This window comes from Brevundimonas sp. (genome assembly GCF_044336875.1).
Taxonomy (GTDB): domain Bacteria; phylum Pseudomonadota; class Alphaproteobacteria; order Caulobacterales; family Caulobacteraceae; genus Brevundimonas.
Window position 1 is genome coordinate 1 of the sequence record NZ_JBIIOP010000026.1, and the last position, 16,076, is coordinate 16,076.

A 16,076-nucleotide genomic window follows, 5' to 3' on the forward strand; every position below is an offset into this window, starting at 1 on the left:
GATGGTCGCCAGTTCCGCCGCCGTGCCGACGCGGATGGCGCCGTGGCGTTCTTCGGACAGGCGGGCCAGTTCACCCGAGGCGGCCAAGCGGTCGGCGCCGGCGGCGTCGGCCTTCAGCGTCCTGGCGTTGATGTCGGCGACCAGGGTCAGCAGTTCGCCGTACTGGGGCACCTCGGCCCGGTACATCGCGGACAGGGCGGCCGAGAACCGGCTGCGGATCTCATCGGGATGGACGAAGGCGGACATGAACATATCGCGAAAGGGAATGAGGATGCAGCGATAATCCGCGATCCGTCCGGTTCCTGGAAACGACAAGCCATCATCTGTAAAGTCGAATTGCGAATGAAGGACGGAGGCGCTCAGTCTGGGGGTGGGCGATCTAACAAAAGATACAATCTGGCGGTTATTGACACTAAAGCATCATATGCTTCATCGATGTGCGACTAGGCGGGGATGCTCAAGTGACGGATGAAAATCGACTGACCCACTATCTCGTGTCGGACCTGGGCGGGGTCACGCGAGGCCGTGGCGGCTATCGGGCCGGCGCCGGCCTGGCGTCCAGCGTCGGCTGGGTGCCGGTGAACCAGTTGATCTCGCCGTTCGACACTATTCCCTCGCCAAACCCCTATGGGTCTCATGGCGACTGCCGGCTGTTCCCGGACGCCGAGGCCCTGTTCGAGGCGGCGCTGCCGGACCGCAGGATGAGGTTCGCCCTGTGCGATGTCGGGTCGCTGGACGGTGAAACCTTCACTCTGTGCGCCCGCTCCTTCCTGAAACGCGCCGTGGACGGCCTGGCCCGGCACGGGCTGAAGGTGTTTGCGTCGTTCGAACAGGAGTTCTGGCTGGAACTGCCCGACACCGGCCCGCGTCGTCCCGGCTTTTCCTATCAGCGCGCCATCAGCCATGAGCCCTTCGGCGAGCGGCTGTTGGAAGTTCTGACCGCCGCCGGTCTCGACCCCGAGATGCTGCTGGCCGAGTTCGCCCAGGATCAGTTCGAACTGGTCCTGGCTCCGACCTTCGGCGTCGCCGCTGCGGATCGGGCCGTGGCCTCGCGCGAGATCGTGCGGGCCGCCGCCCTGTCGGCCGGCGGTTCCGCCTCCTTCACGCCCGTCCGCACGCCGGGCGGGGTCGGCAGCGGCGTCCATATCCATTTCAGCCTGTGGACCGAGGACGGCCGACCGGTTCTTTACGACCCGGCGGGGCCGGGCGGTCTGTCGGACATCGGCGCGGCCTTCTCGGCCGGGATCGTGCGGCATATGGCGGCGCTCTGCGCCCTGACTGCGCCTTCGGTCGTCTCCTACGAACGGCTTCAGCCCCATCGCTGGAGTTCGGCCTATACCTGTCTGGGGGATCGTAACCGGGAGGCGACCCTGCGGATCTGCCCCCTGGTCGGGTCGGACCCCGAAAGCGCCGGACGCCAGTACAATCTGGAATATCGCGCGGCCGACGCCACGGCCAATCCCTATCTCGCGCTCGGCGGCCTGCTGATGGCCGGCTTGGCTGGACTGGATGCGGGCCTGTCCGCGCCGCCCCTGGTCAACGACGATCCGTCGGAGGCCGATCCGGCCGCCATGGCCGCCCTCGGCGTGGTGCGCCTGCCGACCAGCCTGGACGCCGCGCTGGACGCACTGGAGGCGGATGCGGCCGCCCTCGGCTGGCTGGGCGAGGATCTGGCGCGCGCCTATTTGATCGCCAAGCGGCACGAGGCCGAGCAGTGCCGCGGGCTCGAGGCCGACGCCGTCTGCGCGCGCTACGCCGAAGTCTTCTGAACGGAACCCGCCATGACCGTCCTGTCCCGTGACCTGCCCCTGTCCGACCCGTCCAGGATCGGCCTGCTGGTCGTCGATGTTCAATATTATGTCGCCGTGATCGGGGAGGGGGAGTACGCCCACCTGACCGAGGCTGATCTGCCGGACGAGAAACGCTATTATTTCGACCGTATCCGCCAGACCATGCTGCCCAATATCCGGGCGCTTCAGGACGCCCTGCGCGCCGCCGGGGGCGAGGTCTGTTTCACCACGGTCGAGAACCTGACCGACGACGGGCGCGACCGCAGCCTGGACTATAAGGTCAGCGGCATCTCGGTGGCCAAGGGCTCGCGCGACGCCCAGGTTCTGGAGGAGATCGCGCCGATCGGCGACGAGATCCGCTTTCCCAAGTCCACCTCCAGCGTCTTCAACTCGACCAATATCGAATATGTGCTGCGCAATCTCGGGGTGGAGCGGCTGATCGTCGTCGGTCTGCTGACCGACCAGTGCGTGATCTCGTCGGTGCGGGACGCCTGCGACCGGGGGTTTCTGGCGGTGGTGCCCGAGGACGCCTGCGCCACCTATACGGAAGATCGCCACCGCTGGGCGCTGGAACTGACCAAGGGCTACTGCCGGGTGACGGACACCGCGACCCTGGTGAGAGAACTGGAAGCCGTCACGCCCAAGGACTGAGACGGGAAGGCTCGTCCCCCATCATTCCCCGGGCGGAATGCTTTCGCTGGAGCCGAGTTCGCGCAGTTGTTCGATCTCGACGATCCGTTGGCGGGCGTCGTCGCCGCAGGCCCGCATCACGGCTGCGACCAGCACCTCGACCAGGGCCAGGCAGGGCACCATGGAATCGTAGGGCGACGGGGCGTCCAGTTCGCAGGTCAGCACATGGTTGGCCACACGCGCGATCGGCGACAGCAGCGGGTCGGTGATCAGGATGACGGTGGCGCGCCGCAGCTTGACGAACTCGGCCAGTTCCACCGTGTCGGCCTGATAGCGCCGCAGGTCGAAGACCACCAGAACGTCGCGTCGGCCGATGTCGACCAGATGGTCGCGCGGCGAGACCACCCCCTGGCGAATGACCCGCGTGCGGGGCCGCAACTGATGCAGATGGCCCCAGAAGATCTCGGCCAGGTGATGGGTGAACCGCCCGCCGACCAGATAGATGGTCCGCGACGGATCGGCGAGAATCTCGACCACCTTGTCCAGCACGGCCGGCTCCAGCCGGGCCAGGGTGCGGCGCACGCCCGCGTCGAAGGTTTCGGCCGCATGGGCGGCCAGGCTGTCCGGGTCGGGATCGCGTCCGGGCTGGGCGTAGAGATCCAGCGGCGAGGCGAGGCGGCTTTCGATATCGGAGCGGAGCGCTTCCTGAAACTCGGGGAAGCTGGAAAAACCCAGCTTGGTGACGAAGCGCAGCACGGTCGGGCCGCTGACCCGCGCCCGTTCGCCCAGCCGGGCCACGGTCTCCAGACCCGCGAGCATGTTCGTCGAGAACAGGATCTCGTCGATGCGCCGATCGGCCGGCGTGAATTCGCTCGAGGCGGCGGCGATGCGATCGGCCAGGGTCGTCAAGACGCGCGTGCTCCTTCCCGTTCAGGACCGGTCAGCGTGGGCTCAGAAAGCGGTCCAGATTTCCATCGCCGAGGATCCCGTCCGACTCGGTCAGATGGTGGTCTTCCTGACGCCAACCTGCCTGATCCTCGATGCTGGTGATAGCCTCGAACAGCTTGTCGGCCCAGGCCTCTGCGGTTTCCTGCGTCGTGACGAGGTCGTTGCGGAATTCGATCTGCAGATGGGCCAGGCCGCGCGTCATCGCGTGTTCCGGCGTGGTGAAGTCGAGGCCCAGGTCCAGACCATAGGGTTCGTTGTCGCCCACCACCACGTCGCCGCGCGCTTCCAGCGCCGCCAGCAGAGGCGCGGCAGTGCGGGCGTCGCGGGTCCAGCCGACGCCGATCTCCCACGGACGGTCTTTCCCGCCCATGCGCGCGGTGCAGGTGTGGACCGACAGGAAGACGGGTCTGATCCCCTTGGCCAGGGCGGCGTCCAGATGGGCGGCTATGGCCTGGTGATAGGGGATGAAGATTTCGGCGACGCGGGCGTCGCGCGCCTGGGGCGACAGGTCTTCGTTGCCCGGAATGCGGCGGCGGTCGCTGACCTCGGGTGCGGCGTCATGCTTGTGTGGATAGCGGTTGCAGTCGATCACCAGGCGGGAATAGCCGCATTCGATCAGGGGGGCGTTCAGGCGCGTCGCCAGACGGCGAGCGGCGTCCAGGCCGCCGATGTCCCAGGCGATGTGATCGCGGCTGTCGGCGTCGGACAGGCCCATTTCGCCCAGGGCGCGGGGAAAACGACGGCTGGCGTGGTCGCACACGACGAGCCAGCTCCAGTTCTCGCCGGGTGTCACCCTGACCGGGGGCGGCTCGTCAGGCGCGAGCAGAGGAAGGGGCTCTCGTACGGTCATCGCTTCACCGGCGGACGCATGGAGACGTCCTCACGCAAATGGTTCTTATCTGTAAGATGCGTTCGATGATGCAGGCTTCGTGTAACGAAAATTACAGCACCGATCGCCCGGATCTGGATGGCTGAAACCCCGCGTTGCGGGCATTCGCGCCAAGTGTTCCTTCCCCGTACCGAAAGATCGGAGAATGTAATGAATATGTCAATATGCCTATTGACGGCCTTAATGATGCATGTGCTTCATTCGGTGTCGCGGCGCTGACATCTGTTCCGCCCACGGCACAAATCGGTTCGCGCTTCCTTGGGGGATACGATGATGCGCCACGGTAATCTTCGATATGGCTGCGCCGCCGGCGCGCTTCTAGTTCTCGTCGGCGCCGGTGGAGCCCAGGCTCAGACCGCGCCGGCCGCCGCCCCGTCCGCTGACGCCGTCGGCGACATCGTCGTCACAGCGCGCAAGCGCAGCGAACGGCTTCGCGACGTGCCCGCCACCGTCAACGTCTATTCGTCCGAGACGCTGGAACAACTGGGCGCCACCAATATCGAGGACACGGTCGGCGTCACGCCCGGCCTGGCCGTCACCGGCAACGGCTTGTCGCCGGGCCGCGACTTCCGCCAGCTGGTGATCCGGGGCGTCGGCGCCAACTCGCAGTTGGAGCCCTCGACGGCGACCTTCATCGACGGCGTCTATTCGCCGGGCCTGAGCTTCGACTCCGAACTGCTGGACGTCGAGCGGGTCGAGGTCCTGAAGGGACCGCAAGGCACCCTGTTCGGGCGCAACACCGAAGGCGGCGCCGTGAACATCGTCCTGCGACGCCCGTCCGACGAGGTTCGCGCCAAGGTCGGCGTCCTCTACGACAATTTCGAAACCTATCAGACGGACCTGGGCGTCAGCGGCCCTCTAGTCGCAGGCAAGCTGTTCGGCTCGGCCGCGCTCAGCCTACGCCAGTCGGACTATTTCGTCACCCAGAACGGCGCCGCCGTGCTGAACGAGAACCCCTTCTGGCCCGGTCGTGATCTGGAGCAGGAATACAACGCCGCCGACACCGACGTCGAAGCGGCGGACGGCCAGCGCGAAGTCAATGCGCGCGGCGCGCTGCGCTGGACGCCCGACGAGACCTGGGACATCAATCTGTCGGCCCACTACGGCGCGTTCGAAGGCGTCGATCAGGCGCCGGGTCCGCTGGAATCGACGGGCGGCTATGTGGTCGACGGCGACCAGGCCTTCAAGAACACCTCGAAGAACTATGGCGCCGCGCTGAACGTCGAAAAGACGCTGAGCGACCTGACGCTGAACATCATCGCCGGCTACGAATACGGCGAAAGCTCCTCGCCCTATGACTTCGACGGCACGGCCTATCGCGTCGGCAACTATCACGACTACGACCGGGTGCAGGAAAGCACCTCGCTGGAAGTGCGGCTGCAGTCCGACTACGCCGGGCCGCTGCAGTGGCTGGCCGGCCTCTACGCCTTCCACGACAAGCAGGACAACAATCGCTGGTACAACTTCTCCAATATGGACGACCCCGCCGGCGCGGCGCCCCAGTCGTCCTATGACGGTCTCTGGAACCAGCAGATCGTGTCGCTGGAACGCGACGGCGTCGCCGCTTTCGGCCAGCTGACCTACGCCGTCACGCCCAGGCTCGAGGCGACCGTCGGCGCGCGGGTGTCGTGGGAAAAGGTGGATGTCTCCGCCCTGGAGCGGTTCGAGTTCGCCGCCAACGGCGTCATCGGCTACACGCCCAGCACCGTCTATGGCTGGCCTGACTTCTTCACGCCCACCACCAATGACGCGGACTGGGAAAACTTCTCGCCCCAGGCCTCGCTGCGCTACACTCTTTCACCGGAACTGACCGTCTATGGCTCGGTCGCGCGGGGCTTCAAGGCAGGCAGCTTCCAGGTCGCTCCGGTCCAGCCCTCGGACGTCGTGCCGATCGAGCCGGAAACCACCACCAACTACGAGATCGGGCTCAAGGGCGGCCTGTTCGACAATAGCGTCGCCTTCAATCTTGCGATCTATCACACCGACATCAAGGATCAGCAGCTCCAGGCCGGCGTGATCCGCGGCGCCTTCACCGCCACCACCATCAACAACGCCTCCAGCTCGAAGGTGGACGGCGCCGAGCTGGACGCGCGCTGGCAGGTCACGGATCGTCTGACCCTGTCGGGCAACGTGGCCTACACCCGCGGAAGGTTCGAGGATTATACGATCGCGCCCGGCGGCGGCGTTCTGGTCAACAAGGCGGGCGATCCCTTCCCCTATGTGCCGGAGCTGACCTATTTCCTCGCCGCCGAATACCGTCATCCGGTGTCGTCGGGCGAACTGGTGTTCAACGCCAACCTGCGCCACGTGGACGACACCACGGTCGGTTCGGGCGCGACCTCGGGTGATCCGGTCCACCCCCTGCCGGGCTACGACCGCGTCGACGCCTTCGTCGCCTGGGAGACGGGATCCTGGACGGCCAAGCTGTTCGCCCAGAACCTGTTCGACGAATACATCATCCTGTCGCGGTGGAAGTCGTTCCAGGTGCAGCCCAACGCGGCCTTCTGGCATAACCGTGTCGATGCGCCGCGTCGGGTCGGCGTCTCTCTGACCTATCGCTACTGAAACCCGCGTCCCGGAGATCCAGATGCGCCGTTCCCACTTCGCCTCCATCGCCCTCGGCGCTCTCGCGCTCGCCAGCGCTGGAGGTGGGGCGAGGGCGCAGGTGACCCACGCCGAACTCGACGCCGCAGCCGACGGCGTCGAGTCCCAGGTCATCGCCTGGCGCCGGGACATTCACCAGCATCCCGAACTGGCCTTTCAGGAGCACCGCACGGCGGCCCTGGTCGCCCAGGAACTGACCGCCCTGGGCTTCGAGGTCCGCACCGGCGTCGCCGACACCGGCGTGGTCGGGGTGCTGAGGGGCGGCAAGCCAGGGTCTTCGGTGGCGCTGCGCGCCGACATGGACGCCCTGCCGGTCAAGGAAGAGACCGGACTGTCGTTCGCCTCGACCGAGACCGGCGTCTGGGAAGGCCGGACGGTGCCGCTGATGCACGCCTGCGGTCATGACGCCCATACGGCGATGCTGCTCGGCGTGGCGCGGGTTCTGGCCGCGCGCAAGGCCGACCTGTCGGGCGTGGTGACGCTGATCTTCCAGCCTGCAGAGGAGACCGGCTGGGACGAGGCGCGCGACGGCGCCGCGCGAATGTTGAAGGAAGGCGCCTTTTCCGAAAAACCGAAAGCCGTGTTCGGCCTGCATGTGAACACGGGCCTGGCGGTCGGCCAGGTCCGCACCCGTCCGGGCCCCCTTCAGGCTAGCTATGACACGGTCAATATCACGGTGCGCGGACGTCAGACCCACGGATCGTCGCCCTGGACCGGCGTCGATTCCGTCGTGGCCACGGGCCAGGTGATCACGGCCCTGCAGACCGTAGTCAGCCGACAGGTCAATACGGTCGCCTCTCCGGTCATCTTCACCATCGGCAGCGTGCACGGCGGCGAGCGGGCCGGCATTATTCCCGAGCAGGTGACGATGGAGGGCGCGATCAGCACCTTCAGCGAGACGCTGCGAAACCAGACGTTCGACCATATCCGCACCACGGCCCAGGGCGCGGCCAGCGCGCTGGGCGCCACGGCCGATGTCGTCCTCGCTCCGGGTTATCCGGTCAATGAGAACGACCCGGCCATGTACGACTGGGCCAGCCAGGGCCCCCTGAAGGCGGTGTTCGGCGACGGCTCCAGCCTGCTGGAGGTGCCAAGCACGGGCTCCGAGGACTTCGCCTATTTCCAGAAGGCGGCGCCGGGACTGTTCTTCTATCTGGGCGTCGGCGATCCCGCGCCCGGCATCGACCTGCAGAACGCGCCGCGCGGCCATTCGCCCCGGTTCATGCTGGATGAGCGAGCCCTGAAATATGGCGTTCGCGCCCTGAGCTATCTGGCCGTCGACTTCCTCAACGAGAACGCCGGCGAGGCCCAATGACCGATGCGGCTCCCGTCGAGACCGAGGCGCTGAAGCGAAGCAAGATCGGCTGGGTGCTTCTCGCCGGGCTCGGCGTCTCCTATGTGATCGGCGGCGATTTCTCGGCCTGGAATTTCGGCCTGGAGCGGGCCGGCTGGGGCGGGATGATGCTGGCCGTTGGCATCACGGCCGTGGTCTGGCTGGCCCTGATGGCGACCCTGGCGGAACTGTCCAGCATTCTGCCGACGGCGGGCGGGGGCTTCGCCTTCGCCGAGGCCGCCTTTGGACCCGTCGCAGGCCGTCTGACCGGCTTCGCCATCCTGGTGGAATACGGCGCGGCCTCCGCCGTGGTGGCCATCTTCTTCGAGGCCTACTGGCGCGGCCTGTTCGGGTTCGGCGGATGGCCCATCGTGGTGGCGGCCTTCGCAGTTCCCGTCGCCATCCATCTGCGCGGCGCCAAGGAGGCGATCGTCTCGGTCTTCATCCTGACCACCGTCGCCATCGCCGGCATCCTGTTGTTCGGCGTCGCGATGGCGCCCAGCTTCGACGTCGCCAATCTGATCGAAGCCGCGCCGGGCCAGGCGGGCCATCCGCTTCTGCCCGCCGGTCTGACCGGCGTTTGGCTGGCCCTGCCGTTCGCCACCGCCTTCTTCCTTGCGGTCGAGGGCATCGCCATGGCCGCCGAGGAGGTCGAGGCGCCGCAGAAGACCCTGCCCAAGGCGATGATCGCCGCCGTGGTGGTCCTGGGCCTGCTGGGCGTGATCCTCCTGTTGAGCGGCCCTGGCGGCGTCGGCGTCCAGGCCCTGAGCGGCGCCAACGACCCTCTGCCGGCGGCCCTGCGGCTTGCGGGGCGGGGCGACGGCGTCCTGCCGATCCTGGTCAGTCTTGCGGCTCTGGTCGGCCTGGGCGCCTGTCTGTTCAGCGCCATCTACGCCTTTTCCCGCCAGGCCTTCGCCCTGTCCCGAGCCGGATATCTGCCGGAGCGATTGTCGGCGGTCGGGACGCGCGGCACGCCGGTCCTCGCCATTCTGGTTCCCAGCGCTCTCGCCCTGGCGGTCGCCTTGATCGGCGGTGCGGCGGCGGCGGAAGGCGTCTTCGTCGCCATGGTTCTGGCGGCCATGGTGTCCTATGTCGCGATGACCCTGTCTCACATCCGGTTGCGATCGGCGCGGTCAGAGACGCTTCGCCCGTATAAGACGCCGGGGGGTGTCGGGACGGCGGGTTTCGCCTGCCTCATGTCGATGGTCCTTTTGGTGGCCTGCTGCGCCACGGGCGTCGGCTGGTCGCTGGGGACGATGCTTCTGCTCTGCGTTCTGGTTGTTGTCTTCAGGGGGCGTGGCGGACCTGGCGCATCCTTCTGACAGCGGAGCCTAGGTCCATAGCGCTGCCCCGGACATGCCGATGCGGATTCTAACTCGGACCGGGGCCGCCCACGCCGTTCGCGCCTTCGACGAGGGCCGGAACGCCATAGCCGGCGCCGCCATTCTGGCCGCCGCCCTTCACGCCCCGAACGGCCGGTACGAGGGCGGCGCCGTCAGTGTGGCCAAGATCTCGGGCGGCGGCGCCCTGAACGTCGTCGCCGACAACGTGTCGTCCGGCTCAAGGTCCACGCCTCAGACAAGGCCGCCAGACGATTGCCGACATCTTGGTATGGATTTGTCGGTATTTGACGCCACTCTGAGATCGAGATGGCGGGCCTGCAGAGCCAGCGTTCCCATGCGTATGCCGCGACATCATTCGAATTTCATCGAGACACAATTCCTTGTCGTCGGCCGAAGTTCAGGAGGGGGCGCGTCGGGCGCTGAGTTCCTCGCCTTGGCGCGGCGGCGATGGGCGGCCTTGCATGGGCGATGTGACAGCCGCACGGACCAATATATAGCAGTACATGCGGCGTGACCTTGGGATGACTATAAATGATAGTCATTCTCAATACCGATCACTCGGTCATTGTTCGATGTATCTGGCAAGATATAGCCGCGACGGCTCATGATCTGAGAAGATAAGATCGTGCCATATTCAATATTAGTTGGAACGGCGGCTTTCTCTTAGTGTTTGCAGCTTGTGCTTAGCGGCGGGCGGGCTTGTTCCGCGCCGGCCTTCGCTGGGTTCGATCGCGCGAACGAGAAGCTGGAGACCGCCATGGCCAACGAGGTTCAACTTTCACGACGAGGCGTCCTCGCCGTGGGAACGGCGGGCGCAGCCCTGACCGCCGTGGCGCCGACGGCCGCCCAGACCCCGCGGGCCGAATCCGCCCCCTCGCGGATGCCGGTGTCGATCGAGGTCAACGGCGCCGAACGGACGCTGGACCTGGACACGCGCACCACCCTGCTGGACGCCCTGCGCGAGCACCTCCATCTGACCGGCGCCAAGAAGGGCTGCGACCACGGCCAGTGCGGGGCCTGCACCGTCATCGTCGACGGCAAGCGGATCAACTCCTGCCTGAGCCTGGCGGTCATGCACGAGGGATCCAAGGTCACGACTATCGAGGGGCTGGGCGCGCCCGAGAACCTGCATCCGATGCAGGCCGCCTTCATCAAACACGACGGCTACCAATGCGGCTACTGCACCCCGGGCCAGATCTGCTCGGCGGTTGCGGTTCTGGAGGAAATCCGCGCCGGCGCCCCAAGCCATGTCTCAGCCAGCCTGACCGACCGCCCCGAACCCACCGGCGAGGAGATGCGCGAGCGGATGAGCGGCAACATCTGTCGCTGCGGCGCCTATTCCAACATCGCCGAGGCTATGGCCGAAGTCGCGGGAGCACGTGCATGAGACCCTTCACCTACGAGCGCGTGGAAACCACGGCGGCGGCCGCTCTGGCCGCGCGGTCCAGGCCCGGCGCGAAATTCATCGCCGGCGGCACCAATCTGCTGGATCTGATGAAGTTGGAGATCGAGACGCCGCCGCATCTGATCGACGTCGGCCCCCTGGGTCTGGATCGGATCGAGGAGACGCAGGACGGCGGCTTGCGGATCGGCGCCCTGGTCAGCAACACCGATCTGGCGGGCGACGCGCGCGTGCGACGGAACTACGGCGTGCTCAGCCGCGCCTTGCTTGCCGGCGCCTCGGGGCAGTTGCGGAACAAGGCGACGACGGCGGGCAATCTGCTGCAACGGACGCGGTGCCCCTATTTCTACGACACCAACCAGGCCTGCAACAAGCGCAAGCCGGGCTCGGGCTGCGCCGCCATCGGCGGCTTCAGCCGACAACTGGGGGTCATCGGCGTCAGCGACAGCTGCATCGCCACCCATCCCAGCGACATGGCCGTGGCCATGCGGCTGCTGGACGCCCAGGTCGAGACGGTCGATGCGGCCGGCGATACCCGGACCATTCCGATAGCCGAGTTCCACCGCCTGCCCGGCGACCGGCCGCACATCGACACGGTTCTGCCGCCCGGCGACCTGATCACGGCGGTGACCCTGCCGCTGCCGATCGGCGGAACCCATGTCTATCGCAAGGTCCGGGACCGGGCCTCCTACGCCTTCGCCCTGGTGTCGGTCGCGGCCGTGATCCAGCGTGACGGGACGGGACGCGTGGCCTTCGGCGGCCTGGCCCACAAGCCGTGGCGGGTCGAGGCCGCCGAGGCGGCGATGCCGCAGGGCGCCAAGGCGGTCGCCGCCGTGGCCCTGGCGGAGGCCAGGCCGACGCACGAGAACGCCTTCAAGGTGACCCTGGCCGAGCGGACGCTCGCCGCCGTCATCAGCGACGCGAGAGGATAAGGGCGATGAAGTTCGAAACGCCGGCGGGCCAGAACGCGATCGACCAGCTGAAGGTGGTGGGCAAGCCCCTCGACCGCATCGACGGGCCGCTGAAGACGACCGGACAGGCGCCTTACGCCTATGAGCGCCACGACGTCGTGGCTGATCCGGCCTACGGCTATATCGTCGGCGCCGCCATCGCCAAGGGGCGGATCCGCAGTCTGCGCACCGACCGCGCCAAGGCCGCGCCGGGGGTGATCGCCGTGGTCACGGCGGCCGACGCCGGTCCCGTGGGCAAGGGCGACTACAACACCGCCAAACTGCTGGGCGGACCCGAGATACAGCACTATCACCAGGCCGTCGCCGTGGTGGTGGCCGAGACGTTCGAACAGGCCCGTTCCGCCGCCCAACTGGTCGAGGTCGACTATGTGGCCGGCAAGGGGGCGTTCGACCTGGCCGCCGCCAAGGACAGCGCGGGCGCGCCGAAGGGCGGGCCCGAAGAGTCGTCGGCCGGAGATTTCGCGACCGCCTTCGCCGCGGCGCCGGTGACGCTGGACGCGACCTACACCACGCCGGATCACAGCCACGCCATGATGGAGCCGCACGCCTCGATGGCGTCGTGGCAGGGCGACAAGCTGACCCTGTGGACCTCCAACCAGATGATCGCCTGGGGCAAGGGCGAGGTCGCCAAGATCTTCAACATCCCGCCAGAGAACGTGCGTCTGGACTCGCCCTACATCGGCGGCGGTTTCGGCGGAAAGCTGTTCGTTCGTTCCGACGCCGTCATGGCCGCCCTGGCGTCGAAGGCGACGGGACGGCCGGTCAAGGTGGCCCTGCAGCGGCCGTTGATGATCAACAACGCCACCCACCGCCCTGCGACGATCCAGCGGATCCGCATCGGTACGGAGCGCGACGGCCGGATCACCGCCATCGGCCACGAGAGCTGGTCCGGCGACCTGCCGGGCGGGGGCACCGAGGCGGCGACCCAGCAGACCAAGCTGCTGTATGCCGGCGCCAACCGGATGACCTCCCAGAAGTTGGCGGTCCTCGATCTGCCGGAAGGCAACGCCATGCGGGCGCCGGGCGAGGCGCCGGGCCTGATGGCCCTTGAGATCGCCATGGACGAGATGGCCGAGAAGCTGGGCATGGATCCGGTCGAGTTCCGGGTGCTGAACGATACTCAGGTCGATCCCGAGAAGCCGGAGCGTCCCTTTTCCACCCGCCAGCTCGTCACCTGCCTGCGGACCGGCGCGGAGCGGTTCGGCTGGTCGCGTCGCAGTTCGACGCCGGCCAGCGTGCGCGACGGCCGCTGGCTGATCGGTCATGGCGTGGCGGCCGGCTTCCGCAACAATATCGTGATGAAGTCGGGCGCGCGGATACGCCTCGATGCGCAAGGCGTCGTCACGGTCGAGACGGACATGACCGACATCGGCACCGGCACCTACACCATCGTCGCCCAGACGGCGGCCGAGACCCTGGGGATCGGCGTCGACAAGGTGGTGGTCAAGCTCGGGGACTCCGACTTTCCCGCCGCCGCCGGCTCGGGCGGCCAGTGGGGCGCCAACAGCGCGACGGCGGGCGTCTACGCCGCCTGCATGAAGCTGCGCGAGCAGATCGTTCAGAAGCTCGGCTACCCCGCCGACGCCGCCTTTGTCGGCGGTCGCATCCGGTCGGGGCGGCGCAGCGCGACCCTGGCCTCGGCGGCGTCCGACGCGCCGATGACGGCCGAGGACTTCATCGAGTTCGGCGACCTGGCTGAAAAATACCAGCAGTCGACCTTCGCCGGCCATTTCGTCGAGGTCGCGGTGGACGCCTATACGGGCGAGACCCGCATCCGGCGGATGCTGGCGGTGTGCGCAGCCGGCCGGATTCTCAATCCCAAGACGGCGCGCAGCCAGGTCATCGGCGCCATGACCATGGGCGTCGGGGCCGCCCTGATGGAGGAACTGGCCGTGGACAAGCGGCTCGGCTTCTTCGTCAACCACGACCTGGCCAGCTATGAGGTGCCGGTTCATGCGGACATTCCGCACCAGGAGGTGATCTTCCTGGACGAGGTGGACGACAAGTCTTCGCCGATGAAGGCCAAGGGCGTGGGCGAACTGGGTCTGTGCGGGGTCGGCGCGGCGATCGCCAATGCGATCTACAACGCCACCGGCGTGCGGATCCGCGACTATCCGATGACCCTGGACAAATACCTGGACCGCCTGCCGGCCGTAGCCTGATAGTATCGTCGGTGCAGGGACGATAAGCAACGCGCGCGGAGACGAGGTGGACGAGGAGTCGGGGGCAGGAGAAGCCATCAGGACACGCGCGCTCGAGGTCGGGCCCTTCCGGCTAAGGCTGCAAGTCGTCAGGGACGGGGAGGGCGCCTTCGGTCCAGGCAAGGCGGCGGTGCTGGAAGCGATCGAGGCGTCGGGCTCCATCTCGGCGGCCGGCCGATCGCTCGGCATCAGCTATCGCCGCTGCTGGGTGCTGGTCGACGAGATGAACCGCAGTTGGGCGTCCGCCCTGGTCGAGTTGCAGCGGGGCGGCAAGGCGCAGGGCGCGAAACTGTCGCCGTTGGGGCGCACCGTGCTCGACGCCTATCGCGGGCTGGAACGCCGCCTGACCGAAGGATTGGCCGCCTCGCCGGAGGCTGAAATACTCAGCCGCCATCTCTCGCCCCGGGTTTCGGACGTCGGTGGCGCGTCGATTGATGAACCCGGTTCATGAGGGCATGCCGCGAGCGCGGGCTTCTGCGCCGCCGGGAACGCGGCTAGGTCCGGGGGATGCGACCTGCCCCTGGCCTTCGTTCCGACCGAACCTTAGGCGTCGCCGTGCGTTCAGCCAGCGGCGCGTCGAAAGAAGATCGCGCGCAGGGGACTGAATTGACGATCACGATACGGGGCGAACAGACCGGGGCGCGACGCCGTTCGCGGGCGAAACCATGACCGTCGTCGTCGCGCGGCGAGAGCGCCGAGGCACCGAGGGCGCGCCGCTGATCGATCCGTTCGGCCGGTCCATCAGCTATGTCCGGGTGTCCGTGACGGATCGATGCGATCTGCGCTGCACCTATTGCATGCTGGAACGCCAGACCTTCCTGCCGCGCTCGGAACTGCTGACGATCGAGGAGCTCGACCGGCTGTGCGCCGCCTTCGTGGGGCTGGGCACGCGGAGGCTCCGCTTGACCGGCGGCGAGCCCCTGGTGCGAAAGGGGTTCATGGATCTGGTGCGCGGACTGTCGCGCCATCTACGCTCGGGCGCGCTGGACGAACTGACCCTGACGACCAACGGCACGCAACTGGCTGAACATGCCGAGGCTCTGGCGCAGGCGGGGGTGCGGCGCATCAATGTCTCGCTGGACACCCTGGATGCGGACAGGTTCCGCCGCATCACCCGCGGCGGCGACCTGACGAAGGTTCTCAACGGGCTCGAGGCGGCGCGGTCGGCTGGGCTCAAGGTCAAGATCAACACCGTCGCCCTGAAGGGCGACAACGCCGGCGAACTGGTCGACATGGTGCGCTGGGCGCATGGTGCGGGCATGGACATGACCCTGATCGAGACCATGCCGCTGGGCGAGATCGAACAGGACCGGACCGAGCAATATCTGTCCCTGGCCGAGGTGCGCGCGGATTTCGAACGCCTCTGGACCCTGACGCCGATGGCGAAACGGACAGGCGGCCCCGCCCGCTACGTCCGTATCGAGGAGACGGGTGGAACCCTGGGTCTGATCACCCCGATGAGCCACACCTTCTGCGAGGCCTGCAATCGGGTGCGGGTGACCTGCACCGGCGAGTTGTTCCTGTGCCTGGGCCAGGACGACAAGGCCGATTTGAGGGACGTGCTGCGCGGTCACGTCGGCGACGACGCGGCGGTGGAGGATGCGATACGGGCCGCCATCGCCCTGAAGCCGAAGGGACATGATTTCAGGATCGACCGTCCCGGCGCGGCCCCGGCCGTGGCGCGGCCGATGTCGATGACGGGCGGCTGACATGGCCACGGTGAAATTGTTCGGCGCCTTCGGCGACTGGGCGGGATGGACCGAGCGCCGTATCGAGGCCGGGACCTTCGGCGCGCTGAAAACGGCTCTGGGGCAGATGGAGCCCCGGATCGGGGAGCGGCTCGACCACGCCAGCACCATGGTGATCTTCAACGAGACCATCCTGCCGCGCAGTCTGCGCCCGGACGACCAGCCGGTCCGCGCCGACGACGAGATCGCCTTCGGGCCGCCCTTCAGCGGGGGGTGA

The 16,076-nt window shown here is 67.4% G+C and carries 14 protein-coding genes; 11 read left to right on the plus strand and 3 right to left on the minus strand.

All coding sequences use genetic code 11. The features are described 5' to 3' along the window. A partial coding sequence (locus tag ACIQ1T_RS17750; RefSeq protein WP_395945891.1) for a 2-oxoadipate dioxygenase/decarboxylase family protein occupies positions 1-246 on the minus strand: 246 nt, incomplete at its 3' end. A 215-nt stretch (positions 247-461) separates the two neighbouring features. On the opposite strand from ACIQ1T_RS17750, the gene ACIQ1T_RS17755 reads away from it, so the two are divergent. Continuing rightward, positions 462-1,769, plus strand: a complete 1,308-nt coding sequence (locus tag ACIQ1T_RS17755) for a hypothetical protein (protein ID WP_395945892.1) — start codon at positions 462-464, stop codon at positions 1,767-1,769. Between the two features lie 12 nt (positions 1,770-1,781). Next, positions 1,782-2,441, plus strand: a complete 660-nt coding sequence (locus ACIQ1T_RS17760) for an isochorismatase family cysteine hydrolase (protein ID WP_395945893.1) — start codon at positions 1,782-1,784, stop codon at positions 2,439-2,441. A gap of 21 nt (positions 2,442-2,462) precedes the next feature. Here ACIQ1T_RS17760 and ACIQ1T_RS17765 read toward each other — a convergent pair whose 3' ends face one another. Together ACIQ1T_RS17765 and ACIQ1T_RS17770 are read right to left on the minus strand one after the other, a co-directional pair. Continuing rightward, entirely contained in the window at positions 2,463-3,329 is an 867-nt protein-coding gene (locus tag ACIQ1T_RS17765; RefSeq protein WP_395945894.1) for a MurR/RpiR family transcriptional regulator, read from the minus strand. Positions 3,330-3,360: 31 nt separating this feature from the next. Further along, positions 3,361-4,218 (minus strand): N-formylglutamate amidohydrolase, encoded by an 858-nt coding sequence (locus tag ACIQ1T_RS17770; protein WP_395945895.1) that lies wholly within the window; start codon positions 4,216-4,218, stop codon positions 3,361-3,363. 312 nt (positions 4,219-4,530) lie between these two features. On the opposite strand from ACIQ1T_RS17770, the gene ACIQ1T_RS17775 reads away from it, so the two are divergent. The 9 genes from ACIQ1T_RS17775 (at position 4,531) to ACIQ1T_RS17815 (ending at position 16,076) form a co-directional block, all read left to right on the plus strand. After that, positions 4,531-6,822 carry a TonB-dependent receptor gene (locus tag ACIQ1T_RS17775; RefSeq protein WP_395945896.1) on the plus strand — a complete coding sequence of 764 codons (2,292 nt, stop codon included), beginning with the start codon at positions 4,531-4,533 and terminating at the stop codon, positions 6,820-6,822. Between the two features lie 22 nt (positions 6,823-6,844). Beyond that, on the plus strand, positions 6,845-8,176 hold the full coding sequence (locus ACIQ1T_RS17780; protein WP_395945897.1) for an amidohydrolase: 1,332 nt from the start codon (positions 6,845-6,847) through the stop codon (positions 8,174-8,176). Further along, positions 8,173-9,516 carry an amino acid permease gene (locus ACIQ1T_RS17785; protein WP_395945898.1) on the plus strand — a complete coding sequence of 448 codons (1,344 nt, stop codon included), beginning with the start codon at positions 8,173-8,175 and terminating at the stop codon, positions 9,514-9,516. The genes ACIQ1T_RS17780 and ACIQ1T_RS17785 overlap by 4 nt, the downstream gene beginning before the upstream one ends. Positions 9,517-10,294: 778 nt before the next feature. Next, the gene (gene paoA / locus ACIQ1T_RS17790; RefSeq protein ID WP_395945899.1) at positions 10,295-10,924 is read left to right on the plus strand and encodes an aldehyde dehydrogenase iron-sulfur subunit PaoA; all 630 of its coding nucleotides are present in this window, start codon (positions 10,295-10,297) and stop codon (positions 10,922-10,924) included. Further along, positions 10,921-11,871 carry an FAD binding domain-containing protein gene (locus tag ACIQ1T_RS17795; protein ID WP_395945900.1) on the plus strand — a complete coding sequence of 317 codons (951 nt, stop codon included), beginning with the start codon at positions 10,921-10,923 and terminating at the stop codon, positions 11,869-11,871. The genes paoA and ACIQ1T_RS17795 overlap by 4 nt, the downstream gene beginning before the upstream one ends. A 5-nt stretch (positions 11,872-11,876) precedes the next feature. Next, positions 11,877-14,072 (plus strand): aldehyde oxidoreductase molybdenum-binding subunit PaoC, encoded by a 2,196-nt coding sequence (paoC, locus tag ACIQ1T_RS17800; protein ID WP_395945901.1) that lies wholly within the window; start codon positions 11,877-11,879, stop codon positions 14,070-14,072. Between the two features lie 46 nt (positions 14,073-14,118). Then, on the plus strand, positions 14,119-14,562 hold the full coding sequence (locus ACIQ1T_RS17805) for a winged helix-turn-helix domain-containing protein (protein WP_395945902.1): 444 nt from the start codon (positions 14,119-14,121) through the stop codon (positions 14,560-14,562). Positions 14,563-14,776: 214 nt separating this feature from the next. Further along, complete coding sequence (gene moaA, locus ACIQ1T_RS17810) at positions 14,777-15,820, plus strand: GTP 3',8-cyclase MoaA (protein WP_395945903.1); 1,044 nt, start codon at positions 14,777-14,779, stop codon at positions 15,818-15,820. Between the two features lies 1 nt (position 15,821). After that, positions 15,822-16,076 (plus strand): MoaD/ThiS family protein, encoded by a 255-nt coding sequence (locus ACIQ1T_RS17815; RefSeq protein WP_395945904.1) that lies wholly within the window; start codon positions 15,822-15,824, stop codon positions 16,074-16,076.